This is a genomic window from Variovorax sp. CAN15 (genome assembly GCF_030462475.1).
Lineage (GTDB): Bacteria > Pseudomonadota > Gammaproteobacteria > Burkholderiales > Burkholderiaceae_C > Variovorax.
Window position 1 is genome coordinate 16,494 of record NZ_JASMRZ010000048.1, and the last position, 25,895, is coordinate 42,388.

Sequence of the window (25,895 nt, forward strand, 5' to 3'; positions counted from 1 at the left end):
TGAAGCGGCCGGCTATCCAGCCGACTGCGCCACCCCCTGCATCACCAACCCCAGCATCGCCAACCGCGCCACCAGCGCCGGCCGTTGCGCCGAGCGGACGTTTTCCAGTACCGATTCCAGCAGCACCGCGCTGCGCCCCAGTCCGGCCTGCTTCAGCCGCAGCACCTGCGCATGCGCCCGCGACAGCGCGCCGCCGCTCTGGTGACGCAAGCCCTGGCGCAGCCACAGGGCCAGCAGCTCCAGCGTATCGCCGGCCAGTGCGTTCAGCGCGGGCGCTTCTTCGGTGTCGCTGCGCAGGCCCAGCGGCTGCGGCGCGGCGGTTTCCACCTGCAGCACGATGGCGCGCTGCTCGGTGAGCACGGTCAATGGCTGCATGACGGCCCGGTCGCCCTGCAGGTGCACCGTGCCTGCCACCGCGCGCAGCGCGCCGTGCTCGCCGGCCAGCGTGCGGGCCAGCGCGTCGACGGCACCGGGCGTGACGGCGCGATGCGGCAACGACAGGTGCAGCCACGATGTGTCGTCCGTATTCGCGTCTTCATCGCCCTGCGCCGCCTGCCCCAGCCGCGCATGAAGCACCTGCGCCGCCGCATCCCAGTGGCACGACGCCATTTCCATGCGCTCGAAAGCCACCACGTGCAGTTGCCCCGACGCGCCGGCGGAAGCGCCACTCGCCGCCTGCCGAGGCCGCACGAAATCCGGCTGCGCCTCGCGCAGGTGTGCCACCAGCGCGGCCACGCTGTGCTGCCGCAGCGGCGCGACGAGGTCGTCCCACGACTTGGGCGACAGCGGCAGCACGCCGGTCTGCCGCGCGCCGGCCGTGATGTCGACCAGCCCGTTGGCGCGCCGGGTGGCGGTCTTGGTGATGACTTGGCCGCTCGCCAGCTGCCGCAACGGAAAGCCCGCGACGCGCCGGTTCATGAGGCTTGGCGCTGCGCCTCCGGCGGCGGCGTCCGCCGTGCGCGACCACTGGCGCTCCAGCACGGTCACGTTCTGGGTGTCGGGGTCGGCAAAGAGGATGCTCGCGCCTTCGGCCGTCTCGTCGGACCAGAGTTCGGCCCCGAGTGAAACCAGCCGCAGATGGTCGAGCGCGACTTCGCCCTTCACGCCGACACCGAGGATCTGGCTGGCCGGCAGCGTGGGCCGGGCAGAAGAGCCTTCCATCGGCCGGCCGGCGTGCGCGGCTGCCCGCAGCCGCGCCCACAGCTCGGTCATCACGCGCAGCAGCCGCAGCGGGTCGAAGCGGCTGCTGCGCGCCTGTTGCGCCTGCAGGAGTTGCCAAAGTTCGTCGAGCGCGTCGTCCACCCAGCTCCAGCCGAGCGTGCGGGCCTGCTCGCGCACGGACTCGAAGCGGGCTGCCAGTGCCATCGCCGGCTGGCTCGATCCATCGAGCCACAGCGATAGCAGCAGGGCGTCGATGCCCGCGCGCAGCGCGACGGCGGCCTCGCCCTGCATCACGGAGGGCATTGGCGACGCGGTGTCCACGTCCGTCGACACGGCCGGCTGCACCTCGACCATCACCTCCGCCGAACCCGGCTCCAGCGCCCCGGCCTGCCGGAACGCCCACAGCGCGACGACCACGTGCGCGCAGCCGCCGCCCTGCTTGCAGTCGCAGCGCGCATGGACCAGCGAGCTGCGCGAGAAGAACCGAACGCTGCACATCGGCAGGCGCGCGACGGGCGGTGCGCTCGCGCTGCGCCAGGCCTGCACGCCGACCACGGGCCGCGCGGCCGCGAGCTTGCCGGCCTGATCGAGCACGGAGGGAGCGAAGCTCGCGGCCAGGGCGGCATCGTCGAACTGCGCGGGGCTCCAGGCGGCTTCGGGTTCGGATGGCGCAACTTCGACGGACGCGATCGATGCGTCAGCCTCCGCCGGAGCCGCTTTCGCCTGCGCCTGATAAGCCAGCACCAGCATCACCCGGTGCCTGCACATGCCGCTCGCGGGGCAACTGCACTGTGCATCGCGCAGCGTGCGACCCGGCGGCAGGCTGGTGCGCACGCCATCGTCGAACTGCGCCTGCACCGTGCCGTCGGCGCCGGTTTCCAGCCTGGGCAGCAGGCCGGCCGCCACATCCTTCTGCGCGCGCTTGACGAAGCCGGCGTTGGCCAGTGCCGTGAGCGCCTCGGGCGTGAGCTCGAGCAGGTCGGCCCGCACCGACGCGATATTGTCGCCGCTCATCCCTGCACCTTCTCGGCCAGCCAGCCTGCGAGTTGGCCCGGCGTCATCGCGCCGATCTGCGCGCCTTCGCGCACCAGCCGGGCCGCCATCTCGCGGTCGTAGCTGGGCTCGGCGTTCGAGTCGAGCGCGGCCAGGCCGAGCACCTTGGCGCCGGATTCGACCAGCGCCTTCACGCGCCGTACCAGCTCGTGCTCGCTGCCGCCTTCGTAGAAGTCGCTCACAAGCACCACGATGCTCTTCGAAGGATTGGCGATGAGCGACTGGGCATACGCCACCGCCTTCGCGATGTCGGTGCCGCCGCCGAGCTGCACCTTCATCAGCAGCTCCACCGGGTCGGAGACGTCGGCCGTCAGGTCGACCACCGCCGTGTCGAAGGCCACGAGCCGAGTGCGCATGCCGGGCAACTGCCACAGGCAGGCGGCCATCACCGCGCTGTGGATCACCGAGTCGACCATCGAGCCGCTCTGGTCGATCAGCAGGACGATGTCCCACGGCTCGGCATGCCGCTTCGTGCGGCTGATGAAGACCGGGTGCTCCACGTAGAGCTTGCGGCGCTGCGGGTCGTAGCGGTGCAGGTTGGCGGCCAGCGTCTGCCGAAAGTCGAAGTTGCGCGCCACCTTCATGCGCGAGCGGCGGCGCCGGTCGCGGCTGCCGCTGAAGGCCTGGCGCACCTCGGTGGCGAGCTTTTCCATGATGCGCCGCACCACCTCGGCCACCAGCTTGCGCGCGGCCGCGAGCACTTCGGGGTTCATCAGGTGCTTGGTGTGCAGCACCGCGCGCAGCAGCGATTCCGATGGCTCGATGCGCTCCAGTACTTCGAGGTTGGTCACCACCTCGTCGATGCCGTAGCGCTCGACGGCGTCCTGCTCCAGCCGCTCGATCACTTCCTTCGGAAAGAGCGTGTGGATGGTGTTGATCCAGTCCGGCGTGCTCAGCGCCGAGGGGCCCAGGCCCGCGCTGCGTTCGCCGCGGCTCGCGCGGTCGGAATCGCGGCCGTAGAGCCAGTCGAGCGCCGCATCGGCGGCTTGGGCTTCTGCGCTCAGGCCGCCGCAGGCCGCTTCGGCCGGATCGCCCAGCAGCAGCCGCCAGCGCTGCAGCGGATCGGGAATGTCCAGGCTCATGGGCGGGGGGCTTTCTCGGTGTTTTCTTCTTCTTCCAGTGTCACGCCCCAGGCCGCGAGGCGCGCGAACACCGCATCCTCCACCCGGCGGGCTTCGGCCAGCTGCTCGGGCGGGGCCTCGCCGCTGCGGTGGGCGGTGAGGGCGCGGCGCGACAGGTGCGTGGCGTCGTGCAGCGACAGCACCTGGTCGGCCAGCAGGCCGCGCTCCTGCGGCGGCAGCCAGGCGAAGGCGGCGCGCAGGCTGGGCATGGCGCGCACGAAGTCGGCGTTGTCCAGTGCCTGCACGGTGCGGTCCATGCCGGCGACGAAGGCGGGCTCGGAGGCGAGCTGCTCGCGCGCGAGCGCCAGCAGCCCGGTGAGCGCGTCGCCGAGCACCGGGGCGGGCAGCGAGTGCAGCAGCTGCATGGCCTCGGCCACGCCGCTCTCGCCCTGCGCATGCGCATGCGCATCGTCGGTGCGGCCGACCAGGCTCAGCGTGGCGCCGAGCGCGGCGCCTCGGCTCAGGGGCGCCGCGGCGGGGTCGGCGGCCTTGCGCTGCCACACGGCGAGCGCGCGGGCCGGCTCCAGGTCGAGCAGCGGCTGAGCGTCCGAAGAATGATCCTGTGCGTGGGCCAGCACGTCGGCCACGATGCGGCGCAGCGCCAGATGGCCTTCGAGGTGCGACTGCATGTCGGCCGGCGTGATGGCTGCTGGCGGCTCCAGCAGCCACAGCGCGCGGTCGAAGCCCGACTCGATCACCACGCGCAGCACCGGCGCGTCTGCCATGCCGAGCATCTGCCCGTGGCGCAGCAGCGTGTGCAGCACCGACAGGGCAGGGCCCAGCGCCTCGAAGCGCGGCTCGGCGGCGACTGCGCCGCGCAGCTCGCGCAGCAGCGTGTCGCTCAATGCGGAGAGCCCCGCCCACGCGGCCTGGTTGAGCCCGTCGGCCAGCGGGCCGATGCGGCCCTGGGCCTGGCGCAGGTCGTCCTCGAGCCGGGCGCGCGCCGCGTCGTGCAGGCTCGCACCCCAGGCGCCGGCCTCGATCAGCGCGGCCTGCTGCTCCAGCGGTTCCGAGAGCGACCACAGCTCGGTGCGCTCGCCCGACATCGCGAGCTTCGGCCCCTGCGTGCGCCGCACGCCGGGCAGCCGCAGGATCGCGAGGCGATGCAGCACGCGGCTCTTCGCGCGATCGGTTTCGGTGAGCAGGTCGAGCTTGAGCTGGCCGCGCAGCGCGATGCCGTGCGCCGCGAGTTCGGCCTGCACGGCGGCCACCAGCGGCGGCTGCGGCGTGCCGGGCGCGAGGCGGCCGACGGTGTCACCGGCCAGCACGTCCATGGCCTGCACCAGCACGGGGTCGGTGCCGGGGCGGATCGTGCCGCGATACGTCCAGGGCAGCGGCGCGTCGAGCGCGTCCTTCACCAGCGCGCCGGCCAGCGCGTCGAGCCAGTCGGAGCGCAGCGGCTTCTCGTGTCCGCGCAGCCGCGCGAGCCCCTGGGCGCGCAGGTGCACGGCCATCAGGTCGGCGGTGGAGGCGGGCAGCTTCTTGTCGCGCAGCCGCTGCATCACCAGCTGCAGCGCGCGGTGCGCGGCGCCTTCGGGGCCGTGGTCCCACACCCACTGGTAGTAGGCCGGCGAGGGCATGCCCGAGGCATAGCCCGCGAAGGCGTCGAGGCGCTTGAAGGTGTAGGGCACGAGATAGGAGCCGAAGCGCAGCGGCGCCTGCGCGCCACCTGCCTGGCTCGCCGGCTCCTCGTCGTCGGTGGTTTCAGGAGAGGGCTGCGGCGTCCCGGGCAGCGTGGCGGGCAGGCCCTGCCACAGCCGCGCGAGGGCGGGCGCGTGATAGCCGCCGCACACCACCAGCGCCTGCGCGCGGCCGGGCTCGCCCGGCTGCGCCATCGCCCAGGCGATCCAGCGCGCCATCATGTCCTCGCGCGCCTGGTTGCCTTGCGAGCCGGGGTCCTGGCCACGCAGGTGGTCGAAGTAGGTGGAAAGGCGCTGCGCGAGCTCGGCCACGTCGCAGCCGTCCTCGAACAGGTGGTCCCACAGCGCGTCGCGGCCCTGCACCGAGAGCTTCTCGGTCAGCGCGCGCTCGTAGGCTTCGGCGCGCTCCTCGTGCTCGTGGTCGGCCACGTCGGCATAGCGGTTCTCCATGCGCGAGAAGGCGTCGTGCCAGGCCGGCAGGTCGATGAAGCGCACGGCGCAGCCCACCTCGCGCGCCACCTGCAGCGCCTGCCACTCGGGCGAGTGCTCGGCGAACGGCGACCACGAGCCGCGGTGCGTGCGGTCGCTCGACAGATAGCTGTAGATCGCCACCGGCGGGCTGTGCTGCAGGTACAGCTCGTCGAGCCGCTCGTTGAAGTCGGCCGGGCCTTCGATGAGCACGTACATGGGGCGCAGCGTGCGGATGCGCTCGGCCACCAGCCGCGCGCAGGCCGGGCTGTGATGGCGCACGCCGACGATGTGGGGTTGTGCCATCAGGGGAGACGGTGGCGTGCTTCGTAATACGCGCGCCAATGGGTGCCGCTGCGCTTGGCCGCCTTCTGCTCGAAGTAGCGCCGCAGCTTCGCGCGGTCGTCCGCGTTGTCCTTCACCACCGTGCCGGCGATGCAGTCGACCAGGTCGGCCGGCGAGCCTTCGCGCTGTTCGAGGAACCATGCACGCACACCCACCGCGTGCGCCACGTTCACCGCCTCGGCGGTGGACATCACGGCGGTGAGGCGGTCCATGGCCGCATCGCTGCTTCCGTTGCCGCCATCGCCCTTCGCGGGCGCGCCGCGCAGGTCGCGGAAGGTGGATACCAGAAGCTCCAGCACGGGCGCCGGCACCGTCTTCGGAATGCCGCTCTGCGCAAGAAGCCGCGCCGACGATTCCTGCACCAGTGCCAGCTCGCGGTCGAAGTCGAGGATGGGGAACACGGTCTCGAAGTCGAAGCGGCGCTTGAGCGCCGCGCTCATCTCGTTCACGCCGCGGTCGCGCGTGTTGGCGGTGGCAATGATGTTGAAGCCCTCGCGCGCGTAGAGCATGCCGTGCTCGCCCGAGAGCTCGGGCACCGCCATCACGCGGTCGGAGAGCATGCCGAGCAGGCAGTCCTGCACCTCCAGCGGGGCGCGCGTGATTTCCTCGAAGCGCACCACCTGGCCCTGCTGCATGCCCAGGTACAGCGGCGCCGGCACCATCGCGCGCGGACTCGGGCCTTCGTTGATGAGCAGCGCGTAGTTCCAGCCATACTTGATCTGGTCCTCGGTGATCGAGGCGCCGCCCTGGATGGTGAGCGTCGAGATGCCCGAGATGGCCGTGGCCAGCAGCTCCGACAGCATCGACTTCGCCGTGCCCGGCTCGCCCACCAGCATCAGCCCGCGCCCGGTGGCCAGCGTGACCAGCATGCGCTCGATGCTGGCCACGGGCGCGACGATCTTCGGCGCGATGTCGAGCGCCGCGTCGCCGAGGATGAAGGAGCGCGCGGCCTTCAGGCTCAGCGCCCAGCCGGGCGGGCGCGGGCTCTTGTCCTGCGCGCGCAGGCGGGCGAGCTGGTCGGCGTAGAGGATTTCCGCCGGTGGGCGCTGGAGCGCGGCGGACGAGGAAGTGTCTTTGGATGTCTTGCTTGCGGTTGCCATGTGGTCGTTCAGGCGCGAAGGCCTTCCATGTCGCGAATGAGCTCGCTCGCCGAGATCGGATCGAGCTGGCTCAGCGTCTCCGCGTCCTGCATGTTGCCCCAGCCCGAAGGCTTGCCGACCTGCACTTCGCCGAGTTCCTGCTCGGGGTACTCGTCGACCATGCCGACGATGATGCCGGGGTCGAGGTACAGCTCGATCACGCGGTCGGTGCCCAGCGGCTTGGTGAAGTACCAGATGCCGCCGCCGTCCTGCGCTTCGCCGCGGCGCCAGCCCTTGTTGACCAGGCCGAGCACGCGGCCGGTGGGCACCTTGGCCTTCTTCCAGCGTTCGAGCTTGTTGTTGTTCTTCTCTTCCTCGGTGAGCGTGTAGACGTCGCGGCCGATCTGCGCGAAGGGCTGCAGCAGCTCGTAGTCGGCGAACACCTGGCCGAAGGCCGCGGCGTCGGCGGCCGAGAGATCGAGTGCATGCGGCACGCCGATGCGGATGTTCTCGCCCGTGGGCAGCTCGAAAGTGTCGTCCTCGGCCGTGGTGTAGCTGCCGTCCTCCGCCACGCGGAAGCAGGCCTTCAGCGTGCCGCCGTAGCTGCCGCCGGCCGCCACCTCGTACACGCCCCAGATCAGCCGCTGCACCAGGTGGCGCACCAGCGGATGCTCCACCAGGAAGATGCGGAACACCTCGGGCGTCCAGCGGCGGCGCGTGCACATCGCGACTTCGAGGCGCAGCAGCTGCTGGCTCGCGATGGTGCGCGCGTCCTTCTTGAGCAGCTTGAAGCGCTCGACGGCCTCTTTGCTCAGTTCGGCGTCGTCGGTCTTCTTGGGCTTGGGCAGGTCGGGCAGGCGGGCGCCGTCGACGCCGTCGGCGCCGGTCTCGCGCACGTAGGGCTTGAGCGTCTCGTCGAAGCCCACCTTGAAGGCGCGCGGGCCGAAGTCCAGCCGCATGGTGCCCTGCTCGTCAAGGCCGAGGTCGGGCGCGAGGCGGTCTTCGAGTTCTTCCGTGCTCAGGCCGCGTGCCTCCGCGATGGCGTCGATCTTCTCGCGGGCCTTGTCCTGCAGGCCCTTGAACTTGACCTTCTGCGCGATGCCGTTGAGCAGCATCAGCGCCACGTCGCTGCCGATGTTGGCGAGTACGTCCAGGCCGGTGACGGCGCGCGCGTGCGCCGCCTCTCCCGGCCATGCGCGGATGAAGGGCGTGAGCTTGCGGGCGGTGTCGTCGTTGCCCAGCTGGCCCAGGCTGGTGAGAGCCCAGCCTTCCTTGCTCGGGCCGCTGGCCTCGAGCCAGGCGGTGAAGGCGTCCCAGGCGAAGTCGGCGAGAGATTCGGCGTCGCAGGCTTCCTTGACCACGGCGATGCCTGCGTAGACCTCCTCGTTGGTCGGGAAGGTCAGCATCTGGCCCAGATGGTCGAGTGCATCGTCGGGCAGCGCCTTGCCGTTCTTCAGCACCGGCCGGCGCCAGCCGCGCGGCTGCCAGAACTCGGGCAGCTTCGCGCGCCTGGTGGGGAAGCGGTCGAGCGGGCTCTCGTCGAGCACGGCGCGCAGCGCCTCCACCACCTCGGGCTTGCCGTAGCGGCCGGCGACTTCGAGCAGCAGCGCCTCGTGGCCGTTGGCCTGCAGCAGGCGCAGGGCCGAGCCGGCGCAGTCGCGGGCCTCGCCGGCCTTGCCGAGCGCGGGCGCGATCAGGCCGCAGGCGGCGTGCTCGGGGTACTTCAGCAGCCACTCGCGGCCGGTGGCGCGCAGGGTCTTGAGCTTGGCGAAGGCACGCGCGGCAGGCAGCGCGAGTTCGGGTGCGCCGTAGTACAGCGCGAAGGACAGGTTCTCGCCCGGCTTGGCGCGCACCATCGACAGCAGGCCCGGCAGCACCGCAAGGCCGTGCGTAGCGAGGATGCGGCCGATGCCGTAGTCCTCGGCCTCACCGGCGATCGCGTTCCAGAAGGGCACGCCGACGGCGGGCGGCAGCATCGCCGCGTAGTCCGACTGGAAGCGGAACCAGTAGTAGCGCTCCTTCTTGCGCTCGGCCACCATCGCGCGCCAGGCGGCGATCAGCGCATCGGCATCGCCCGCGGCCACGGCGGCCACCGCCGCCTGGTTCATGGGGGCCAGGGGCTGCTTGCTGCGGTCGAAGCCCAGTTCGTCGAGCAGTACGCGCACGTCCTGCTGCGCGCTCGAATGGCGGCTCTTTTGCCACGAGTTGGCGCTCAGCGCGCTCGCACGCGCGGCGTCGTCCCAGCGCTCGACGGGCGCGAGCGCCAGCGGCTCCAGCGCCAGCGCGCCGGCCGCCTTCTTCTGCACCTTGGCCAGCCACGGCGGCGAGGCCAGCACGCCCGGCAGCTCGTCGGCGCCAGCCACTTCGGACGGACCTGCCAGCAGCGCGAGCTGCCGGTCGATCACGGCTTGCCCGCCCGCATCGATCCAGGGGCGCAGGGCGTCGACCGAGCCCGCGTGTGCGCGCAGCAGCCGCGTGAGGCTGGGCGTGACGAGGTTGGCGTCCTTGCCGCCGGCGGCGACCAGCCGCGACAGCGCCACCAGCGCAGCCTGCGGCCAGCGGTCCACCGCGAGAGAGAAGCGCGCGAGCGCAGCCTTCGAGCTGCCGGCCACGCGCGCCAGCGCCTGCACCGCCTCGGGCGTGCCGATGGCGGCGAGTCCGTCGCCGGCTTCATCGGTGGCTGCTCCGCGCTCCAGGCCTTCGACCGCGTCGACGCCGCGCTCCTGGATCAGCGTGGCGACCATGTTGTCGTGGCCCCAGAAGCCGGTGGAATAGCCCACCCGCGCCTTCGCGGCCAGCGCGATGGCGGCGGGGTCGGTGGCGGTGAGCGCCAGCCAGTGCAGCGTCTCGGGCGTGTCCTTCTCGGCCGCGAGGGAGTGCGCCAGCGCGTTCGAGATATCGGGCGCATCGGGCAGCAGCATCGCGATGATCGGACGGCGGCACGCGTGCAGCTGCGGCAGGGCCTTCTCGATCCGGTCACGGGCTTCCTGCCAGGCCTCCTGCGGGGCCGCGGCCAGGTGGCGCCGCATGGCCTGCTCGCCCTGGCCCAGCGGGCCGCGCCAGCCGTTGCTCATCGGGCGGCTCACGGTGCTGGTGAAGCGGCTCTTGCGGGTTTTTGTGTTGCGGCTGTAGTCGGTCTCGACCTGCACGCGCTGCGCGTCGAGCATGACGCCAGTGGCATCGGCCAGGCCGTACTGCGCGACCAGGTAGTCGACGATGGCCTCGGCCGGCTCGCTCTCGCCGTAGTAGCCCGAGGTGCTCAGCGCCAGCGCGAGCATCAGTGCGTCGGCTTCGGTGTCGGCGCCGGGCGCCGAGCCGGTGGCCGGCGCGCCCACGCGCTCGACCAAGCGCTGCGCGGCGGGGCGCAGCGCAGCGTCACTGCCGTCGACGTCGATCGAACCTTCGATCTTGCGCTGCGCCAGGAACCACGCGGCCGTCGCGCTGCGGCTTTCGACCGGCTGGGGGAAGCGGCGCGACGCGAAGGCCACGCGCCGCATCTCGGGCGTGAAGCGGATCGGCGTGCCGGCGGCCAGCCAGGGCGGGGTGTCGGTGCCGGCAGCCGCGCCGGAAGCCGAGGGCAGCGCGACCACCGATGCATCCGCCGCGCCGGTCGCGGCCTCGGCGCCGAGCTGGCTCGCGATCTGCCGGGCCTGCTTGCCCGGCGTGGCAGTGGTGCCCCAGCCTGAGAGCAGGCCCTGGTCCTTGAGTCGCTTGAAGGCCAGCGCCGCGGCCTGTTCGCTCACGCCGTGCTGGCGCTTGAGCATCGCGGCCGACAGCGTGTCGGTGGGCTTGAGCTGGTCGGCCTCGAGCTGTGCGCGCACGGCCTCGAAGGCGCGATCGGCCTGGGTGTCGATGCTCTCTGCGGGTGCTGCCGGTTCCTGCGCCAGCGGCGCCGCTTCGGTCGTCGCCGTGGATGCCGGGGCGCTCGCTTCCGCCTTGGGTGCCGACTCGGCCTTCGGCTTCGCCTCGGCCTTGCCGATGGCCGCGTCCGCGGCCACGCCGACTTCGCCGTAGCCCTTGCCGGTCTTCTCGTTCACCAGCTTGGTCAGCGCGGTTGCGGCCTTGGGGGCATCCGCGAACGACTTGGTCTGGCTCTGGCCCGCCGTGCCGATGCGGCCCCAGCGGATGTTGAGTTCGGTGTCTGCCTGCTCGATCTCCCAGAATTTGCTGGCGGTTCCTTCGATCAGTTCAAAACGGCGCATGAAAAAGACGTCCTCCTGTGAATCGATGAAGCGCGGTCGGCGACGACGGCTGCGGGCCCTTGCGATGGGGCGCGCGGGTCATTCCTTCCGCTGGGTTCGCCGCCGAGGATAAGGGGCCGGCATGAAGGCTTGGCCCTCGCGCGGCGCCTGGCGGCAAGAAGATTTCGTTTCCCGTACCGGTCGGCCCGAAGCGGGTACGAAGAAACTATTCAAGAGGCCGAGCCGCCGGCCCGTTGCCGTTGCCCGAGCTCGCCCGCGAAGGCATAGGCCGGCCCCATGCGCTGGCGATTGCAGTGCGCCAGCGCGCGTTCAGCCGCTTCGAGCAGGCTGGTCAGCGTGTCGCCGTCGCCGGGGTGGCAGGCGATGCCCATGCTGAGTTCTCCGCCCGCGAGCAGCCGGCCTTCGTAGGTCACCGGTCTCGCGCCGGCTGTCTCGATGCGGATGGCCATCTCCGCGAGCTTCTGCCGTGGCGGGCTGCCGACCAGCAGGATCGCGAAGCTGTCGGGGCCGAGCCGGGCCACCATGTCGTCCGCGCGCACCTGCTCGCGCAAGCGGTGCGCGATGGCCGCGAGCACAGCGTCGCCGCCCGCCTGGCCGTGCCGTTCGTACACGGCGTCGAAGCCGTTCAGGCCGATCAGCATCAGCGAGAATGTCCGGCCGTCGAGCAGCCATTCTTCGGCGCGATTTTCGAAACCCGCGCGGCTGGCGGCACCGGTCAGCGCGTCGGTGCCGGGCTCCTTCGTTTCGTGCTGTGTGCCTCGCGCCTCGGCCGCTCTGTCGGCCCGCAGGCGCATGCCGAGCGCGAGGGCGAAGACCATCAGCTCGGCGATCACGCCGGCCTGCGCCAGGTTCGGCTGCCGCGGCGCCCACGACGGCCCGATCCAGCTCGTCATCCACGCGGTCGAGAGGCCGCCGAGCAGCAATGCCGCGCCGGCCAGGAACAGCGTCGCCGGCCAGGGCATGCGGGGCATCGCCTTCACCGCGCCGGCCGCGAGGAGCACGGTGGAAGCCACCGCCAGTGCCTGCACGATGCGCAGCGTCCAGAGGCGCTGCGTTTCGAGCGCGGCATAGAGCACGGCGATCGCGAATACGACCAGCGTTGCCTGCGCCACCCGGTCGAGCCTGGGCGCGACATCCTGCAGCCGCAGCAACTGCCGTACGAACTGGAGCCGGCAGGCCGCCCACAACACCAGCACCGCCGCGGGCCATTGAGCGAGTGGCGCGAGGCCATTCAATCCGGCGAAGGCCGCCAGCGCACACGCACAGCTCAACACATACCAGCGATGGACCTTCGCGCCGAACGCCAGCAGCAGCGCCAGGCCGCACATCGTCAGGCCGGCCAGCAGGCCGTAGCTCACGCCGTCGAACATGGGGTTTCCTAGAACTCCGCGCCCTCGACCAGGAAGCGCAGCCGCCGCACACCCTGCCACTCGTCCGCGTCGAGCCGGAACGCCAGCTTGACCTTCGGCGGCAGCGGCTCGGTGTGGCTGAACCAGATCGCGTCGATGGGCTGGCCCTGGTGCCTGAGTTTCAGCGACAGGTGCTTCTCGCCCACCAGCCGCTGCGACACCACTTCCACCTCCTCGCTGAAGGTGGGCGGCGCGAAGCCCTGGCCCCACACCTCGCGGTGCAGCGTGTCGACGAGGTCGATGCGCATGTACTCGCGCGCGATGGGGCCGTCGGTCTCGATCTGGCGCGTGAGCGCGGATTCGGCCAGCAGCTCGCGCGCGACCTGCGCGAAGCCCTTCTCGAAAGTCTCGAAGTGCTCGCGCGCCACGGTGCAGCCGGCGGCCATCGCGTGGCCGCCGAAGCGCAGCAGCACGCCCGGATGGCGCTTGGCCACGAGGTCGAGCGCATCGCGCAGGTGGAAGCCCGGGATCGAGCGGCCCGAGCCCTTCAGCTCCTGCTCCTTGCCCGGCGCGCCGCTCGCGGCGAAGACGAAGGTGGGGCGGTGGAAGCGGTCCTTGATGCGCGAGGCCACGATGCCCACCACGCCTTCGTGGAAGCCCGCGTCGAACACGCTGATGGCCGGCGGCGGCGCTTCGATGCCCTCGCCGTCGGCCGCGAACAGCGACTCGGCCAGCAGCAGCGCCTGGTCGCGCATGCCGCCTTCGATGTCGCGCCGCTCGCGGTTGATGCCGTCGAGCATGCGCGCGAGTTCTTCGGCACGGCCCGCGTCGTCGGTCAGCAGGCATTCGATGCCCAGCGTCATGTCGGACAGCCGGCCCGCGGCGTTGATGCGTGGGCCGAGTGCAAAGCCGAAGTCGAAGGTGGTGGCCACCGAGGCGTTGCGCCCCGCCGCCTTGAAGAGCGCTGCGACGCCCGCAGGCATCGCGCCAGCGCGGATGCGGCGCAGGCCCTGTGCCACGAGGCGGCGATTGTTGGCGTCGAGCCGCACCACGTCGGCGACGGTGCCGAGCGCCACCAGCGGCAGCAGCGCGTCGAGCTTGGGCTGGGGTTTGCTTGCCCCCCGGCTTGCCACTTCGTGTGCTTCGCCACCCCCCGAGGGGGAGGCTGGCCCGCCTTGGGGCGGCCCGGCGGCGGGCGCAGGCGTGTCGAACACGCCGCGCCGACGCAGCTCCGAGCGCAGCGCGAGCAGCACATAGAACATCACGCCGACGCCGGCGATGCTCTTGCTCTCGAAGCCGCAGCCGGGCTGGTTGGGGTTGACCAGCACGTCGGCCGAAGGCAGCTCGGGTCCGGGCAGGTGGTGGTCGGTCACCAGCACCTGCAGGCCGCGCGCCTTGGCGGTGGCCACGCCCTCGACGCTGGCGATGCCGTTGTCGACGGTGATGAGCATGTCGGCGCCGCTCGCGGCCACGCGCTCGGCAATGGGCGGCGTGAGGCCGTAGCCGTCTACCACGCGATCGGGCACGAGGTAGCTCACGTTCTTCGCGCCCAAGAGGCGCAGGCCGCGCACGCCGACCGCGCAGGCGGTGGCGCCGTCGCAGTCGTAGTCGGCGACGATGCACAGGCGCTTGTCCTGCGCGATGGCGTCGGCCAGCAGCGCGGCGGCTTCGCGCGTGCCGTGCAGGGTGTCGGGGGGCAGCAGCAGCGCGAGGCCGTCGTCCAGCTCTTCCTTGGCGCGCACGCCGCGCGCGGCGAAGAGGCGGGCCAGCAGCGGATGCACGCCGGCCTGTTCCAGCGCCCAGACGGTGCGCGGCGGTATCTCTCTGGCTATGATTTTCATAGCACCTCCAGCACGGTGGCCGCCTGCTTGCGCTCGAACAGGCCCTTCGCCCAGCGGGCCAGGCCGCGCGGCTGCACGGTGTAGCGCTGCGAGGCGCGGTCGCCGCACAGCGTCAGCGAGATGTCGCTGACGCCGCGCGTGTACTCGGCCAGCAGGGCGGCGAGCGGGCCGGCGTCGAGCGCCTGCCAGGCGGCGGCCCACCCGATGCCGTCGTCGCGCAGGGCTGCGATGCGCAAGGTGTCGTTCACGGTCGGCGCAATGGCCGTTGCGGTTTCTTCATTTTTCAGCGCGCCGGTGCCGGCGAGCCAGAAGGAATTGATGGGCGGCACGCCGCGCGCGGCGCGCTCGTCGTTCACGCGCTGGGTGTACAGCAGCATCTGCATCTCGTTCTGCAGCCGGCGCAGCGGCCGCGCGGCATCGGCCAGCGGCGACCACTGCGAGACGGGGTAGCCCACCGCGCGGTCGATGGAGGCTGTGGCCAGCCCGTCGAAGATGCCGGCGCGCGCCAGCCAGCGGCCGGGCACGGGCGAGGCGTGCAGCGCGATGCCGTCTTCCTCGAAGAAGGGGCGGGCGGCTTCCAGCAGGGCGGCCGACTCGGCGGCGTCGATCTCGATGGCGGCCGGGTCGCCCAGCACCACGTCGTCGATGCCGACCTGCCAGTTGCACAGCGTGACCATGCCCCAGCCCTCGGTGTCGCCCGGCGCGGCGATGCCCAGCCGGCGCGCTTCGAGCGCGGCCCAGGGAATGCATCCGTCGGGCGCGGCGATGCCCAGCGCCTGCGCCAGCGCGCGTTCATGCGGAGGCGAGCGCGTGCTTTCGTCCTGCGTGTCGGTGTCGGCGAGGGCCAGCCTCGCGAGCAGGTTTTCGAGATTGGGGAGCCGAATCGTGGAGAGGGCCGCGCGGCACGACGGGGAACCGCGGCCGGCGAAGGGAATCAGTAATTGGCGTGGGGAGGTTTCGGCCATCCCCTTATTGTCCGGGATGCCCCGGAGTCATCCGGAATGCCACAATCCCGCCCCTATGCGACTTCCTTATGAACTGCAGCTCGGCTGGCGCTATACGCGCGCAGGCCGGGCGACGCGGCGCAACGGCTTCATCTCCTTCATCTCCGGTGTCTCGATGCTCGGCATCGCGCTGGGCGTGGCGGCGCTGATCATTGTGCTCAGTGTGATGAACGGCTTCCAGAAGGAAGTGCGCGACCGCATGCTCGGCGTGGTGTCGCACATCGAGATCTTCTCGCGCGACGGGCAGGCGCTGCCGCAACTCGAAGAAATCATGGCGGCGGCGCGCAAGCACCCCGAGGTGATCGGCGCGGCACCCTTCATCAACACCCAGGCGCTCATTGCCCGTGGCGAGGACATGAAGGGTACGGTGGTGCGCGGCATCGACCCCAAGCTCGAACCCGAGGTCACCGACATCAACGGCATCGCATCGAAGGGCACCTTCGACAAGCTCGTGCCGGGCCAGTTCGGCATCGTGCTCGGCGCCGAGCTGGCGCGTTCGCTCTTCGTGCAGCCGGGCGATCAGGTCACGCTGGTGGCGCCGGGCGGGCAGGTCACGCCGGCGGGCGTGGTGCCCAGGCTCAAGCAGTTCACCGTGGTCGGCACCTTCGACTCGGGCCACTACGAATACGACTCCGCGCTGGCCATGGTGCACGAGCAGGACGCCGCCAAGGTGTTCCGGCTCGAAGGCCCCACCGGCATCCGCCTGAAGCTCAAGAACCTCAACGAAGCGCGCGACGTGGCCGACCAGCTCGCCGTGACGCTGCCGGGCGAGTTCCTCATCCGCGACTGGACGCGCCAGAACAAGACCTGGTTCGCGGCCGTGCAGGTCGAGAAACGCATGATGTTCATCATCCTCACGCTGATCGTGGCGGTGGCGGCCTTCAACCTGGTGTCCACGCTCGTGATGACCGTGACCGACAAGCGCGCCGACATCGCCATCCTGCGCACGCTGGGCAGCTCGCCGCGCAGCATCATGGGCATCTTCGTGGTGCAGGGCGCGATGGTGGGCGTGATCGGCACCGTGGCCGGCCTGCTGCTGGGCCTGGGCATCGCCTACAACATCGACGTGATCGTGCCTTTCCTGGAGCAGCTCTTCCACGCGAGCTTCCTGCCGAAGGACATCTACCTGATCAGCAAGATGCCCAGCGATCCGCAGCAAAGCGACATCGTGCCCATCGCGATCATTTCCCTGGTGCTGGCCTTCGTCGCCACGCTGTATCCGAGCTGGCGCGCCAGCCGCGTCAATCCCGCCGAAGCCCTGCGCTATGAGTGAAATGACCCCCACGCTCGGCACTGTCGTGTCCTCGCTGCCCCCCGAGGGGGCCGCCATCGGCTTGGGACGGCCCGGCGCCAATGGTGTTGTTCTGAAAGCCCGTGGACTGACAAAACGGTTCCACGAGGGCAGGCTCGACCTGACCGTGCTGCACGGCGTGGACCTCGACGTGCATGCCGGCGAAACGCTGGCCATCGTCGGCGCCTCGGGCTCCGGCAAGAGCACGCTGCTGCATTTGATGGGCGGGCTCGACGAGCCCACCGCCGGCAAGGTCGAGCTGCTGGGCAAGGACATTGCCCATGCCGACCCGGCCGAGCAGGGGCGGCTGCGCAATCAGCACCTGGGCTTCGTCTACCAGTTCCACCACCTGCTGCCCGAGTTCAGCGCGCTGGACAACGTGGCCATGCCGCTGAAGATCCGCCGCACGGAGCCGCATGCAGCCGCGCAGTCGGCGGCGAAGATCCTCGAGAGCGTGGGCCTGGGCCAGCGCCTGCACCACCGCCCGGCCGAGCTCTCGGGCGGCGAGCGCCAGCGCGTGGCGATCGCGCGCGCGCTGGTCACGCAGCCCGCCTGCGTACTGGCCGACGAGCCCACCGGCAACCTCGACCGCAGCACGGCCGACACGGTCTTCGAGCTGATGCTCGACCTCGCGCGCCGGCACGGCACCGCCTTCGTGATGGTCACGCATGACCAGGACCTGGCGAAGCGGTGCGATCGGGTGCTGCAGTTGGTCGCCGGCCGGCTGGCGGGCTGATATCGGTCTTTCTCCCTCCCCCGCTGGGGGAGGGCAGGGGTGGGGGCAGGCGGCGTTCGATGAAGCACTGCGCCGAACAGGGGCCGCTTGCCCCCATCCCAACCTTCCCCCAGAGGGGGAAGGAGCTAATACAGGACTGCTTCGGGTTCCTCGTCCGTCTGTCTCGCACCGAGCGGCAGCACGCACAGCACCTTTCCACCCAGCGCCAGCACCAGTCCGAGCCGGCCGCCCATCTGCACGACCTGGCAGATCGTGCGTGGCGTTCCGGTGGCTGCGCTCGCCGACGTGGCGAAAGCACGCGCAGGCGGCTGCCGAAGCATCGCGAACAGCGCCCGCGCATCGCAGTCCCGAAGCGCTTGCCGGTAGACGTGGAAGACGGCGTCCGATGATCCTGCTCCACCCCGGTCCCTTTCCTGGCGCAGCCGCAGCAATGCGCGATGCAACTGCTGCCTGCAGGCCGCTTCCGTTCTGCCGCAGGCCTCGGCGATCTCCCTGAAGCTGGCTTCGAAGACTTCGCGCAGCAGCACCGCGGCACCGTCGGCCGGCGAGAGCTTGGCGGCGATCAGGCGCAAGGCCTGATCGATGGATTCGGCCTGCGCCGCCTCGGTCTCCGCCGATGGCGCCTCGCAGGCGAGCCCTTCGGCATCGCGCAGCCACCGCTGCATCCAGCCGTCGCGTCGCAGCTTGTCGATTGCGAGGTTCTGCATCACCGTCGTCAGCCAGGCCTGCGCCGAGTCGGGGGGGTGCCCTTCACCGGCTTCCAGTGCGCGCAGGTAGCTGTCCTGCACCACATCCTCGGCGTCGGCCGGGGCGCCGAGCATGCGCGCCGCCGCGCGGACCAGCCGGGCGCGCAGCGCCGGGAATTGCGAGAGATAGCGTTCATCGAGCATCACGGCAGCTTGCCATGGCGCGCAATGTCACGAAACTGTGGGCTTGTTCGTCAAGACAGTCCAACCACAGGAGCTTTCTTCATGCAGCAACCCACCATGCCAATGTTCTCGATGGGACCCGACGAAGACGACACCAAGCCCGCCGCCACCGCCGAGCCGCGCAATTCGTACCTGGAAGAGAAAGCGTTCAAGTCGCGCACGCTGCTGATCTTCGGCGCCATCAGCGATTCGGTGGCCGCCGACGTCACGCGCCGGCTCATCGCGCTGGATGCCGACAGCGCCGAAAAGCCGATCGACATCCTCGTGAGCTCGCCTGGCGGTCACCTGGAGTCGGGCGATGCCATCCACGACATCGTGCGCTTCATCAGCGCGCCGGTGAACATGATCGGCACCGGCTGGGTGGGCAGCGCCGCCACCCACCTGTTCCTCGCGGCACCGCGCGAACGCCGCGTGTGCCTGCCGAACACCCGCTTCCTGATCCACCAGCCCAGCGGCGGAGCGGGCGGGCAGGCGACCGACATCGCGATCCAGGCGCAGGAAATCATCAAGGCCCGCCAGCGCATCGCGCACGAGATCGCACGCGAGACCGGCAAGCCCATCGACGTGGTGCTGGCCGACATCGAGCGCGACCGCTGGCTCTCGGCCGAGGAGGCGGTGGAGTACGGGCTGGTCTCGCGCATCATCCAGCGCAAGACCGAGCTGCATGGCTGATCAGGCCTTGGGCTTGTAGGCCACCACGTCGATCTCCACGCGCGCGTCGATCATCAGCCGCGCCTCGGTGGTCGAGCGCGCCGGCTTGTTTTCACCGAAGTAGCTCATGTAGATACGGTTGAAGGCACCAAAGTCGCGCGCGTCCTGCAGCCACACGGTGGTCTTGCACACGTCGTCGAGCGTGGCGTCGGCCAGTGCCAGCACTGTCTTGATGTTTTCCATCACCTGGCGCGTCTGCGCCTCGATGCCGCCCACCACCAGCTCGCCGTTCTTGTCGACGGGCACCTGGCCCGACACGTAGACGAAGTCGCCGGCGCGCACGGCCGGGGAGAACGGACGCACCTGGCGGTCGGAGGCGAGGGGCGGGGCGCCGAGGTATTCGAGAGGCATGGGGACTCCTGGAGGTTGAAGAACTGTCTGGGAATGGGAAGCCGCGAGTATCCATCCAATCTGAAAATCTATTTCAGAAAAACCCTCAATCAAGGGTTAACACGGATGATTTGGCATGGATAGTGCTTCAAAGTCCGGGCCGAAAAGAAAATTTCTTTCACAACCTCCCCCGCCCCATGAAGGAGTCCCCCATGCCCCACGCCGGTCTTGTCCAGCGCCTGCCCATGCTGTCGAAACGCAGCCTGCTGGGCGCCTCCCTGCTCGCGATGCTGTGCGCCGCGCTGCCCCACCAGAGCGCTCATGCCCAGGGACCGCGCAACTTCGCCACGCTGGCGATGGTGGCGGAGCCGCAGACGCTCGACCCGATGGCCTCGACCGCCGACCTGGTGGGAACCATCATGCAGCACGTGTACGAGACGCTCTACACCTTCGACGCCAAGTGGAACGTGGTGCCGATGCTGGCGGAGGGCATGCCGAAGATCTCGGCCGACGGCAAGACCTACGCCATCACATTGCGCCGCGGCGTGATGCTGCACAACGGCCGCGAACTCACGGCTGACGACGTAGTGGCCAGCCTGCAGCGCTGGATGGACCAGTCGCCGCGCGGCAAGGCCGTGGGCAAGGAAGTCGAGAGCCTCAAGGCCAAGGGCCCGCTGGCGGTCGAAGTGGTGCTGAAGGAGCCTTATGCGCCGCTGCTCTCGCAGTTCGCGCTGCCCAGCGGCATGGCGGCCATCATGGCCAAGGACTCGATCGCCTCGCCGCTGAAGGAGTTCGTCGGCACCGGCCCCTACAAGTTCAAGGAGCGCCGCCCCGACCAGTTCGTGCTGCTCACGCGCTTCGACAAGTACAGCGCGCGCAAGGAAGCCGCCAGCGGCTACGGCGGCAAGCGCGAGGCGGCCATCGAAGAACTGCGCTTCGTGCCCGTGCCCAACGCCAGCACGCGCGTCGAGGGCGCGCTGGCCGGCCAATACGACTTCGCCGACCTGCTGCCGGTGGAGGCGCTGCCGCGCCTGGAGAAGTCGGGCGGCAAGACCGTGCCCATCCTGACGCCCTCGTTCGGCTTCCCGTACCTCGTGCTCAACACCAAGGAAGGCGTGGCGGCCAGCCAGCCGGTGCGCCAGGCGATCCAGATCGCGCTGGGCGAGGGCGAGATGCTCGCCGCCGGCTTCGGCGACACGCGATTCTTCACGGCCGAGCCCAACCACTTCCCGAAGGGTTCGCCGTTCTATTCGACCGCCGGCGCCGACCAGTACAACCAGCGCAACGCAGCCAAGGCCAAGGAACTCGCGGCCAAGGCCGGCTACAAGGGCGAGCCGATCCGCGTGCTCACCAGCCGCCAGTACGACTTCCACTACAACATGGCGCTGCTGATGGCCGAGCAGCTCAAGCGCGCCGGCTTCAAGGTCGACCTCAACGTGGTCGACTGGGCCACGCTGGTGCAGCGCCGCAACGACGCCAAGCTGTGGGACATCTACGTCACCCACTCGGGCCAGTTCCCCGAGCCGATGCTCTCGCCGCCGCAGCTCGGCGACGGCGCGCCCGGCTGGTGGGACACGCCCGCGAAGAAGTCGGCGCTGCAGGCCTTCAACGTCGAGAGCGACCCCGCCAAGCGCGGCGCGCTGTGGGGCAAGGTGCAGCAGGTGGTGTACGACGAGGTGCCGTACATCAACGTCGGCAAGTTCAACGGCCTCTCGGCCAGGAGCCCGGCGCTGGACAACTACACGCCCGCCACCTGGCCGTTCTTCTGGAACGCGAAGATCAAGTAAGGCGGGGAGTACAGCCATGCCGTCGCGTCGCCAACTTCTGAAAGCCAGCGCACTGGCCTCCGGCCTCGGAGCCCTCGGCTTCAACTCATCCATGGCCTCCACCGTTCAAGCCGCAACCTCAGGCCCTGTCTACGCCTACGTCGGCACCTACAGCGACGGCGGCAAGCCGTGGCGCGGCGGGCGCGGACTGGGTGTGCACCAGTTCGTACTCGACAGCGCCACCGGTGCGCTCAAGCCCATCCCCGGCGCGCCGCCGGCCGTGACCAGTGCGGGCGAGGGCGCGAAGCTGCGCAACCCCGCCTCGCTCGCGCGCCACCCGAAGCTGCCCATGCTGTACGCGGCCAACGAGTTCGAGGCCGGCTCGGTCTCGGCCTTCCGTATCGGTGCAGATGGCGCGCTCTCGTTCGTGTCCGAGACGGCCTGCGGCGGCAAGGACCCGGCCTACATCAGCGTGCACCCCGATGGCCGCTTTCTCTTCACCGCCAACTACGCGAGCGGTGACGTCAGCGTGCTCGCGCTGCGCGCCGACGGCACGCCCGACGCAAGCGTTGCCGCAGTCGTCTACAAGGACGTGGAAGCCTGCGGCGCGGGCACGCCCTGCAAGCCCGGCGCCGACGTGGTGCCGGCTGCCGCGCGCTCGCACGAAGGTTTCGCCACCAGCGACCACGACGGCCCGCACGCGCACATGGTGCATGCCGACCCGAAGGGCAACTTCGTGCTGGTGGCCGACCTGGGGCTCGACCGCGTCATTTCCTACCGCTTCGACCGCATCACCGGCGTGCTGAGCCAGCCGAGCACGGTGGCCGTGTCGGAAAGCTCCGGCGCACGCCACTTCGCCTTCCATCCGAACGGCAAGTGGCTCTACCTGGTGAACGAAGAAGCATCGACCATCGCATTCATGCGCTACGACAACGCCACCGGCGTGCTCACGCTGGTGAGCGAGACCTCGGCGCTGCCCAAGGGTTTCAAGGGCACCAGCTACGCATCGGGCATCCGCATGCTGCCGGGCGGCCAGCACTTCGTGTCGCTCAATCGCCTGCACGACTCGATCTCGCTCTTCAAGATCGACGCACGCTCCGGCGCGCCCACGCTGGTGCGCGAGGAATGGTCGCGAGGCAACTACCCGCGCAGCTGCACGCTCGACCCGAGCGGCAGGTTCCTCTATGTGTGCCACAACAAGCAGGGCGACAACGTGACGGTCTTCCGCGTCAAGGGCGGCGACATCCAGTTCACCGGCCAGTACGTTGCGGTGGGCAGCGCGGCAGCCATCGAGTTTTCCGCGTGATGAAGAAATCGCTGTTCCGCTACATCGCCTCCCGGGCGGCCGGCATGCTGGTCGTGCTCGCCATCGTGGCGGTGCTGGTCTTCGTGCTCACGCGCGCGGCCTCGGGCGATCCGGTCTCGGTGCTGCTGGGCGACCAGGCCACCGCGGCCGACATCGCCCGCGTGCAGAAGGAGTACGGCCTCGACAAGCCGCTGCCCGTGCAGTTCGGCTACTGGCTGCGCGAGGTGCTGCAGGGCAACCTCGGCCAGTCCATCTTCCTGCAGAGGCCGGTGACGCAGGCGCTGTGGGAGCGCTCCGAACCCACCACGCTGCTCGCGCTGATGGCCGTGGCCATCGCGGCGCTGATCGGCGTGCCATGCGGCATCGTCTCCGCCGTGTTCCGGGGGCGTGTGGTCGACCAGCTCTTCACCGGCATCGCGATGCTGGGCGCGAGCATCCCGAGCTTCTGGCTGGGCATCGTGCTGATCCAGATCTTCGCCGTGTCCTTCGGCTGGTTCCCGGTGTCGGGCTACGGCGCGCCCGATGCGGCGCTGGCCGAGCGGCTGCATTCGCTGGTGCTGCCCGCCACGGTGCTGGGCCTGCTGAACTCCGCGCTCATCATCCGCTTCACGCGCGCCTCCATGCTCGACGTGCTCGGTGAAGACTACGTGCGCACAGCCCGCTCCAAGGGCCTGAGCGAAAGCACGGTGGTGCTCAAGCACGCGCTGCGCAACGCGCTGGTGCCCATCGTCACGGTGATCGGTCTCACGGTGGCTCTGATGATCGGCGGCGCCGTCATCACCGAGACGGTGTTCGGCCTGCCCGGCGTGGGCAACCTCGTGGTCAGTGCCGTGCTGCGGCGCGACTACCCCGTCATTCAAGGTGCGCTGCTCGTGATTGCCGCGATCTATGTGCTCATCAATTTCTCTATCGACCTGCTGTATGCGGTGGTCGATCCGCGCGTGAAGGTCTGAGCGATGCGTATGCCCCGAATGCTCCGCCAGCTGATGCATCGCCGCATCGTGATGGTTTCCGCGCTGGTGCTGCTGGTGATCGCGGTGCTCGCGATCGGCGCACCGCTGTTCGCCTCCATCGACCCCAACGACACGGCCGTGCTGGAGCGCCTGAAGGCGCCCAGCGCCGAGCACCTGCTAGGCACCGACGAGCTGGGCCGCGATCTCTATTCGCGCATCGTGTACGGCGCGCGCTACTCGCTGGCCATCGCGGCGCTCACGGCGTTGGGCGCGGTCGTCGCCGGCACGGTGCTGGGCCTGATGGCCGGCTTCTTCCGCCGGCTCGACACGCCGCTGATGCGCGTGGTCGACGCGATGATGTCCTTCCCCGACATCCTGCTGGCCATCGCGCTGGTGGCCATCCTCGGGCCATCGCTGATGAATACCGTGCTTGCGCTGGTGCTGGTGTACACGCCGCGCGTGGCGCGGGTGGTGCGGGCCTCGACGCTGGTGGTGCGCGAGCTGCTGTTCGTCGAGGCCGTGCGCGCTCTTGGCGTGCGCACCTCGCGCATCCTGTGGCGGCACATCTTGCCGAACCTGATGTCGCCGATCCTGGTGCAGGTGTCCTTCATCTTCGCCTATGCCATCCTGGCCGAGGCGGGCTTGTCGTTCCTCGGCGTGGGCGTGCCGCCCGAGATTCCGACCTGGGGCACCATGGTCGCGGGCAGCCAGCAGTACGCGCACCAGGCCTTCTGGGTGGTGCTGTTCCCGGGGCTCGCGATCATCTTCACGGCGCTGTCGCTGCAACTGCTGGGCGACGGCGTGCGGGATTTGCTCGACCCCAAGCTGAAGAAGACAGCATGAAAGCACTCCCCCAGGCTTGCCCACTGCGTGTGGCCGCCAACCCCCTCGCCGGGGGCGATACCTGCAGCCCGGCAAAGCCGGTTCTGCGTTATCCGGCGCGAAAGGCATATCCGAGATGAACACTGTGTCCAGTTCTCCGCGCCTCACGGTCAGCAACCTGAGCACCAGCTTTCCCACCGAGGACGGCCTGGTGCGCTCGGTGGCCGACGTGAGCTTCTCGATCCAGCCCGGCAAGACCACCGCGCTGGTGGGCGAGTCGGGCTCGGGCAAGTCGGTCACCAGCCTCACGCTGATGCGCCTCCTGCCCAAGACCGCCAACGCGCAGGTCAGCGGCAGCGCTTCCTTCGTGACGCGCGAGGGCAAGACGCTCGACCTGCTGCGGATCGGCGAGCGCGAGATGCGCTCGCTGCGCGGCAACCAGCTGTCGATGATCTTCCAGGAGCCGATGACCAGCCTGAACCCGGTGTTCACCATCGGCGAGCAGATCGCGGAAAGCGTACGCCTGCACAAGGGGCTCGACCGCAAGGCGGCGCTGGCGCACGCGCTGCGCATGCTCGAACTGGTCGAGATCCCGGCCGCCGCCCAACGTATTCACGAGTACCCGCACCAGCTCTCGGGCGGCATGCGCCAGCGCGTGATGATCGCGCTGGCAATGGCCTGCGACCCGACGCTGCTGATCGCCGACGAGCCCACCACCGCGCTCGACGTGACCATCCAGGCGCAGATCCTCGAACTCATGCGTCGGCTGCAGGCCGAAACGGGCATGAGCATCCTGTTCGTCACGCACAACCTCGGCGTGGTCGCGCACCATGCGGACGACGTGGTCGTGATGTATTCGGGCCGCGTGGTCGAGAGCGCGCCGGTGCGGCCGCTGTTCGCGCAGCCCGAGCACCCGTACACGCAGGGCCTGCTGGCCTGCCTGCCGGGCAAGGCGCGCCAGCCCGGGCAGCCCAAGCCGAAGCGGCTGTTCGCCATTCGCGGGCAGGTGTCGAGCCCGCTGGCTCCGCCGCCCGGCTGCGCGTTCGAGCCGCGCTGTGATCTGGCGTTGGCCGAATGCAGCGCGGGGATGCCGCCGTTGCTGGATATCAGGCAGGGGCGGCAGGTGCGATGTGTGCGCGTGCAGCCGGCAGCAACGCTGGCGAGGGTTGCATGAGTCTCTCGCCGCTTTCGTCTTGCTCCCTCCCCTCCCGGGGGAGGGCTGGGGTGGGGGCTCGCGGCCTTTACATGGCAGCGACAGTCTCCACCGCCCAGAGCCCCCACCCCAACCCTCCCCCAGAGGGGGAGGGAGCCAATACAAGAAACCCACGATGACCCCCGCCGCTCCCCTCATCGAAGTCCGCGGACTCAAGAAATACTTCGGCAGCAGCGACCGCCCGGTGCGCGCCGTCGACGACGTGTCCTTCGCGATCCAGCCCGGCGAAACGCTGGGACTGGTCGGCGAATCGGGCTCGGGCAAGAGCACCATCGGCCGCACCGTGCTGCGCCTCGTCGAACGCACCAGCGGCCAGGTGTTCTACCGGGGCGATGACATCGGCGAGCTCTCGGCCGAGCGCATGCGCAGGCTGCGCAGCAAGCTGCAGATCATCTTCCAGGACCCGTACGCCAGCCTGAACCCCAAGATGCGCATCAGCGCGATCCTCGGCGAGGCGCTGTCCACGCACGGCCTGCACAAGGGCGCGGCGGCGTTGGGCGTCGTCATCGGGCTGGTGGCTCCTTGGGAAGACCCGGGATTGCAGTGGCACCCGCCTCGCCCACGCGCGGCTTGCG

Annotated in this window: 19 protein-coding genes; 9 read left to right on the plus strand and 10 right to left on the minus strand. The window is 70.1% G+C overall.

All coding sequences use genetic code 11. The features are described from left to right. Positions 1–12: 12 nt before the first annotated feature. The 8 genes from QMO14_RS23005 to QMO14_RS23040 form a co-directional block, all read right to left on the minus strand. Positions 13–2,175 (minus strand): SWIM zinc finger family protein, encoded by a 2,163-nt coding sequence (locus QMO14_RS23005; protein ID WP_301509984.1) that lies wholly within the window; start codon positions 2,173–2,175, stop codon positions 13–15. Then, entirely contained in the window at positions 2,172–3,296 is a 1,125-nt protein-coding gene (locus QMO14_RS23010; RefSeq protein WP_301509985.1) for a VWA domain-containing protein, read from the minus strand. The genes QMO14_RS23005 and QMO14_RS23010 overlap by 4 nt, the downstream gene beginning before the upstream one ends. After that, complete coding sequence (locus tag QMO14_RS23015; RefSeq protein WP_301509986.1) at positions 3,293–5,749, minus strand: DUF5682 family protein; 2,457 nt, start codon at positions 5,747–5,749, stop codon at positions 3,293–3,295. Before QMO14_RS23015 ends, QMO14_RS23010 begins: the two co-directional genes overlap by 4 nt. Further along, the gene (locus QMO14_RS23020) at positions 5,749–6,888 is read right to left on the minus strand and encodes an AAA family ATPase (protein ID WP_301509987.1); all 1,140 of its coding nucleotides are present in this window, start codon (positions 6,886–6,888) and stop codon (positions 5,749–5,751) included. The genes QMO14_RS23015 and QMO14_RS23020 overlap by 1 nt, the downstream gene beginning before the upstream one ends. An 8-nt stretch (positions 6,889–6,896) precedes the next feature. Further along, the gene (locus QMO14_RS23025) at positions 6,897–11,069 is read right to left on the minus strand and encodes a DUF4132 domain-containing protein (RefSeq protein WP_301509988.1); all 4,173 of its coding nucleotides are present in this window, start codon (positions 11,067–11,069) and stop codon (positions 6,897–6,899) included. A 209-nt stretch (positions 11,070–11,278) separates the two neighbouring features. Further along, positions 11,279–12,439, minus strand: coding sequence for a diguanylate cyclase (locus QMO14_RS23030; protein WP_301509989.1), 1,161 nt, complete (start codon positions 12,437–12,439; stop codon positions 11,279–11,281). Between the two features lie 8 nt (positions 12,440–12,447). After that, on the minus strand, positions 12,448–14,259 hold the full coding sequence (gene recJ / locus QMO14_RS23035) for a single-stranded-DNA-specific exonuclease RecJ (protein ID WP_301509991.1): 1,812 nt from the start codon (positions 14,257–14,259) through the stop codon (positions 12,448–12,450). After that, complete coding sequence (locus QMO14_RS23040) at positions 14,256–15,224, minus strand: hypothetical protein (RefSeq protein WP_301509992.1); 969 nt, start codon at positions 15,222–15,224, stop codon at positions 14,256–14,258. The genes recJ and QMO14_RS23040 overlap by 4 nt, the downstream gene beginning before the upstream one ends. 55 nt (positions 15,225–15,279) lie before the next feature. On the opposite strand from QMO14_RS23040, the gene QMO14_RS23045 reads away from it, so the two are divergent. Together QMO14_RS23045 and lolD are read left to right on the plus strand one after the other, a co-directional pair. Further along, positions 15,280–16,536: a lipoprotein-releasing ABC transporter permease subunit gene (locus tag QMO14_RS23045; RefSeq protein ID WP_301509993.1), complete on the plus strand. Its 1,257-nt coding sequence runs from the start codon at positions 15,280–15,282 to the stop codon at positions 16,534–16,536. Then, positions 16,529–17,290, plus strand: coding sequence for a lipoprotein-releasing ABC transporter ATP-binding protein LolD (gene lolD, locus QMO14_RS23050; protein WP_301509994.1), 762 nt, complete (start codon positions 16,529–16,531; stop codon positions 17,288–17,290). Before QMO14_RS23045 ends, lolD begins: the two co-directional genes overlap by 8 nt. 125 nt (positions 17,291–17,415) lie before the next feature. On the opposite strand, the gene QMO14_RS23055 is transcribed toward lolD, so the two are convergent. Beyond that, positions 17,416–18,180, minus strand: coding sequence for a sigma-70 family RNA polymerase sigma factor (locus QMO14_RS23055; RefSeq protein ID WP_301509995.1), 765 nt, complete (start codon positions 18,178–18,180; stop codon positions 17,416–17,418). Positions 18,181–18,261: 81 nt separating this feature from the next. Between QMO14_RS23055 and QMO14_RS23060 the strand changes: the two genes are divergently transcribed. Continuing rightward, positions 18,262–18,891 (plus strand): ATP-dependent Clp protease proteolytic subunit, encoded by a 630-nt coding sequence (locus QMO14_RS23060; protein ID WP_301509997.1) that lies wholly within the window; start codon positions 18,262–18,264, stop codon positions 18,889–18,891. Here the strand turns inward: QMO14_RS23060 and QMO14_RS23065 are convergent, their stop codons facing one another. Beyond that, on the minus strand, positions 18,892–19,281 hold the full coding sequence (locus tag QMO14_RS23065; protein WP_301509998.1) for a RidA family protein: 390 nt from the start codon (positions 19,279–19,281) through the stop codon (positions 18,892–18,894). Between the two features lie 191 nt (positions 19,282–19,472). On the opposite strand from QMO14_RS23065, the gene QMO14_RS23070 reads away from it, so the two are divergent. The 6 genes from QMO14_RS23070 to QMO14_RS23095 form a co-directional block, all read left to right on the plus strand. Then, positions 19,473–21,047 (plus strand): ABC transporter substrate-binding protein, encoded by a 1,575-nt coding sequence (locus tag QMO14_RS23070; RefSeq protein WP_301509999.1) that lies wholly within the window; start codon positions 19,473–19,475, stop codon positions 21,045–21,047. A gap of 16 nt (positions 21,048–21,063) precedes the next feature. Continuing rightward, positions 21,064–22,332 carry a lactonase family protein gene (locus tag QMO14_RS23075; RefSeq protein ID WP_301510000.1) on the plus strand — a complete coding sequence of 423 codons (1,269 nt, stop codon included), beginning with the start codon at positions 21,064–21,066 and terminating at the stop codon, positions 22,330–22,332. Positions 22,333–22,343: 11 nt separating this feature from the next. Continuing rightward, the gene (locus tag QMO14_RS23080; RefSeq protein ID WP_301510006.1) at positions 22,344–23,285 is read left to right on the plus strand and encodes an ABC transporter permease; all 942 of its coding nucleotides are present in this window, start codon (positions 22,344–22,346) and stop codon (positions 23,283–23,285) included. A 3-nt stretch (positions 23,286–23,288) separates the two neighbouring features. Beyond that, a complete protein-coding gene (locus QMO14_RS23085) occupies positions 23,289–24,128 on the plus strand; it encodes an ABC transporter permease (protein WP_301510001.1) in 840 nt (279 codons plus the stop codon). Positions 24,129–24,243: 115 nt separating this feature from the next. Next, positions 24,244–25,281, plus strand: coding sequence for an ABC transporter ATP-binding protein (locus QMO14_RS23090; protein WP_301510002.1), 1,038 nt, complete (start codon positions 24,244–24,246; stop codon positions 25,279–25,281). Positions 25,282–25,435: 154 nt separating this feature from the next. After that, the coding region (locus tag QMO14_RS23095) for an ATP-binding cassette domain-containing protein (RefSeq protein ID WP_301510004.1) at positions 25,436–25,895 on the plus strand (460 nt) is incomplete at its 3' end.

Bases quoted from the DNA above. Each gene is read 5' to 3' on its own strand.
- QMO14_RS23075 (WP_301510000.1), top strand. From the start codon at position 21,064: ATGCCGTCGCGTCGCCAACTTCTGAAAGCCAGCGCACTGGCCTCCGGC.
- QMO14_RS23060 (WP_301509997.1), top strand. From the start codon at position 18,262: ATGCAGCAACCCACCATGCCAATGTTCTCGATGGGACCCGACGAAGAC.
- QMO14_RS23065 (WP_301509998.1), bottom strand. From the start codon at position 19,281: ATGCCTCTCGAATACCTCGGCGCCCCGCCCCTCGCCTCCGACCGCCAG.
- QMO14_RS23010 (WP_301509985.1), bottom strand. From the start codon at position 3,296: ATGAGCCTGGACATTCCCGATCCGCTGCAGCGCTGGCGGCTGCTGCTG.
- QMO14_RS23030 (WP_301509989.1), bottom strand. From the start codon at position 12,439: ATGTTCGACGGCGTGAGCTACGGCCTGCTGGCCGGCCTGACGATGTGC.
- QMO14_RS23020 (WP_301509987.1), bottom strand. From the start codon at position 6,888: ATGGCAACCGCAAGCAAGACATCCAAAGACACTTCCTCGTCCGCCGCG.
- QMO14_RS23090 (WP_301510002.1), top strand. From the start codon at position 24,244: ATGAACACTGTGTCCAGTTCTCCGCGCCTCACGGTCAGCAACCTGAGC.
- QMO14_RS23025 (WP_301509988.1), bottom strand. From the start codon at position 11,069: ATGCGCCGTTTTGAACTGATCGAAGGAACCGCCAGCAAATTCTGGGAG.
- QMO14_RS23040 (WP_301509992.1), bottom strand. From the start codon at position 15,224: ATGGCCGAAACCTCCCCACGCCAATTACTGATTCCCTTCGCCGGCCGC.
- lolD (WP_301509994.1), top strand. From the start codon at position 16,529: ATGAGTGAAATGACCCCCACGCTCGGCACTGTCGTGTCCTCGCTGCCC.
- QMO14_RS23015 (WP_301509986.1), bottom strand. From the start codon at position 5,749: ATGGCACAACCCCACATCGTCGGCGTGCGCCATCACAGCCCGGCCTGC.
- QMO14_RS23070 (WP_301509999.1), top strand. From the start codon at position 19,473: ATGCCCCACGCCGGTCTTGTCCAGCGCCTGCCCATGCTGTCGAAACGC.
- QMO14_RS23055 (WP_301509995.1), bottom strand. From the start codon at position 18,180: ATGCTCGATGAACGCTATCTCTCGCAATTCCCGGCGCTGCGCGCCCGG.
- QMO14_RS23085 (WP_301510001.1), top strand. From the start codon at position 23,289: ATGCGTATGCCCCGAATGCTCCGCCAGCTGATGCATCGCCGCATCGTG.
- QMO14_RS23005 (WP_301509984.1), bottom strand. From the start codon at position 2,175: ATGAGCGGCGACAATATCGCGTCGGTGCGGGCCGACCTGCTCGAGCTC.
- recJ (WP_301509991.1), bottom strand. From the start codon at position 14,259: ATGAAAATCATAGCCAGAGAGATACCGCCGCGCACCGTCTGGGCGCTG.
- QMO14_RS23045 (WP_301509993.1), top strand. From the start codon at position 15,280: ATGCGACTTCCTTATGAACTGCAGCTCGGCTGGCGCTATACGCGCGCA.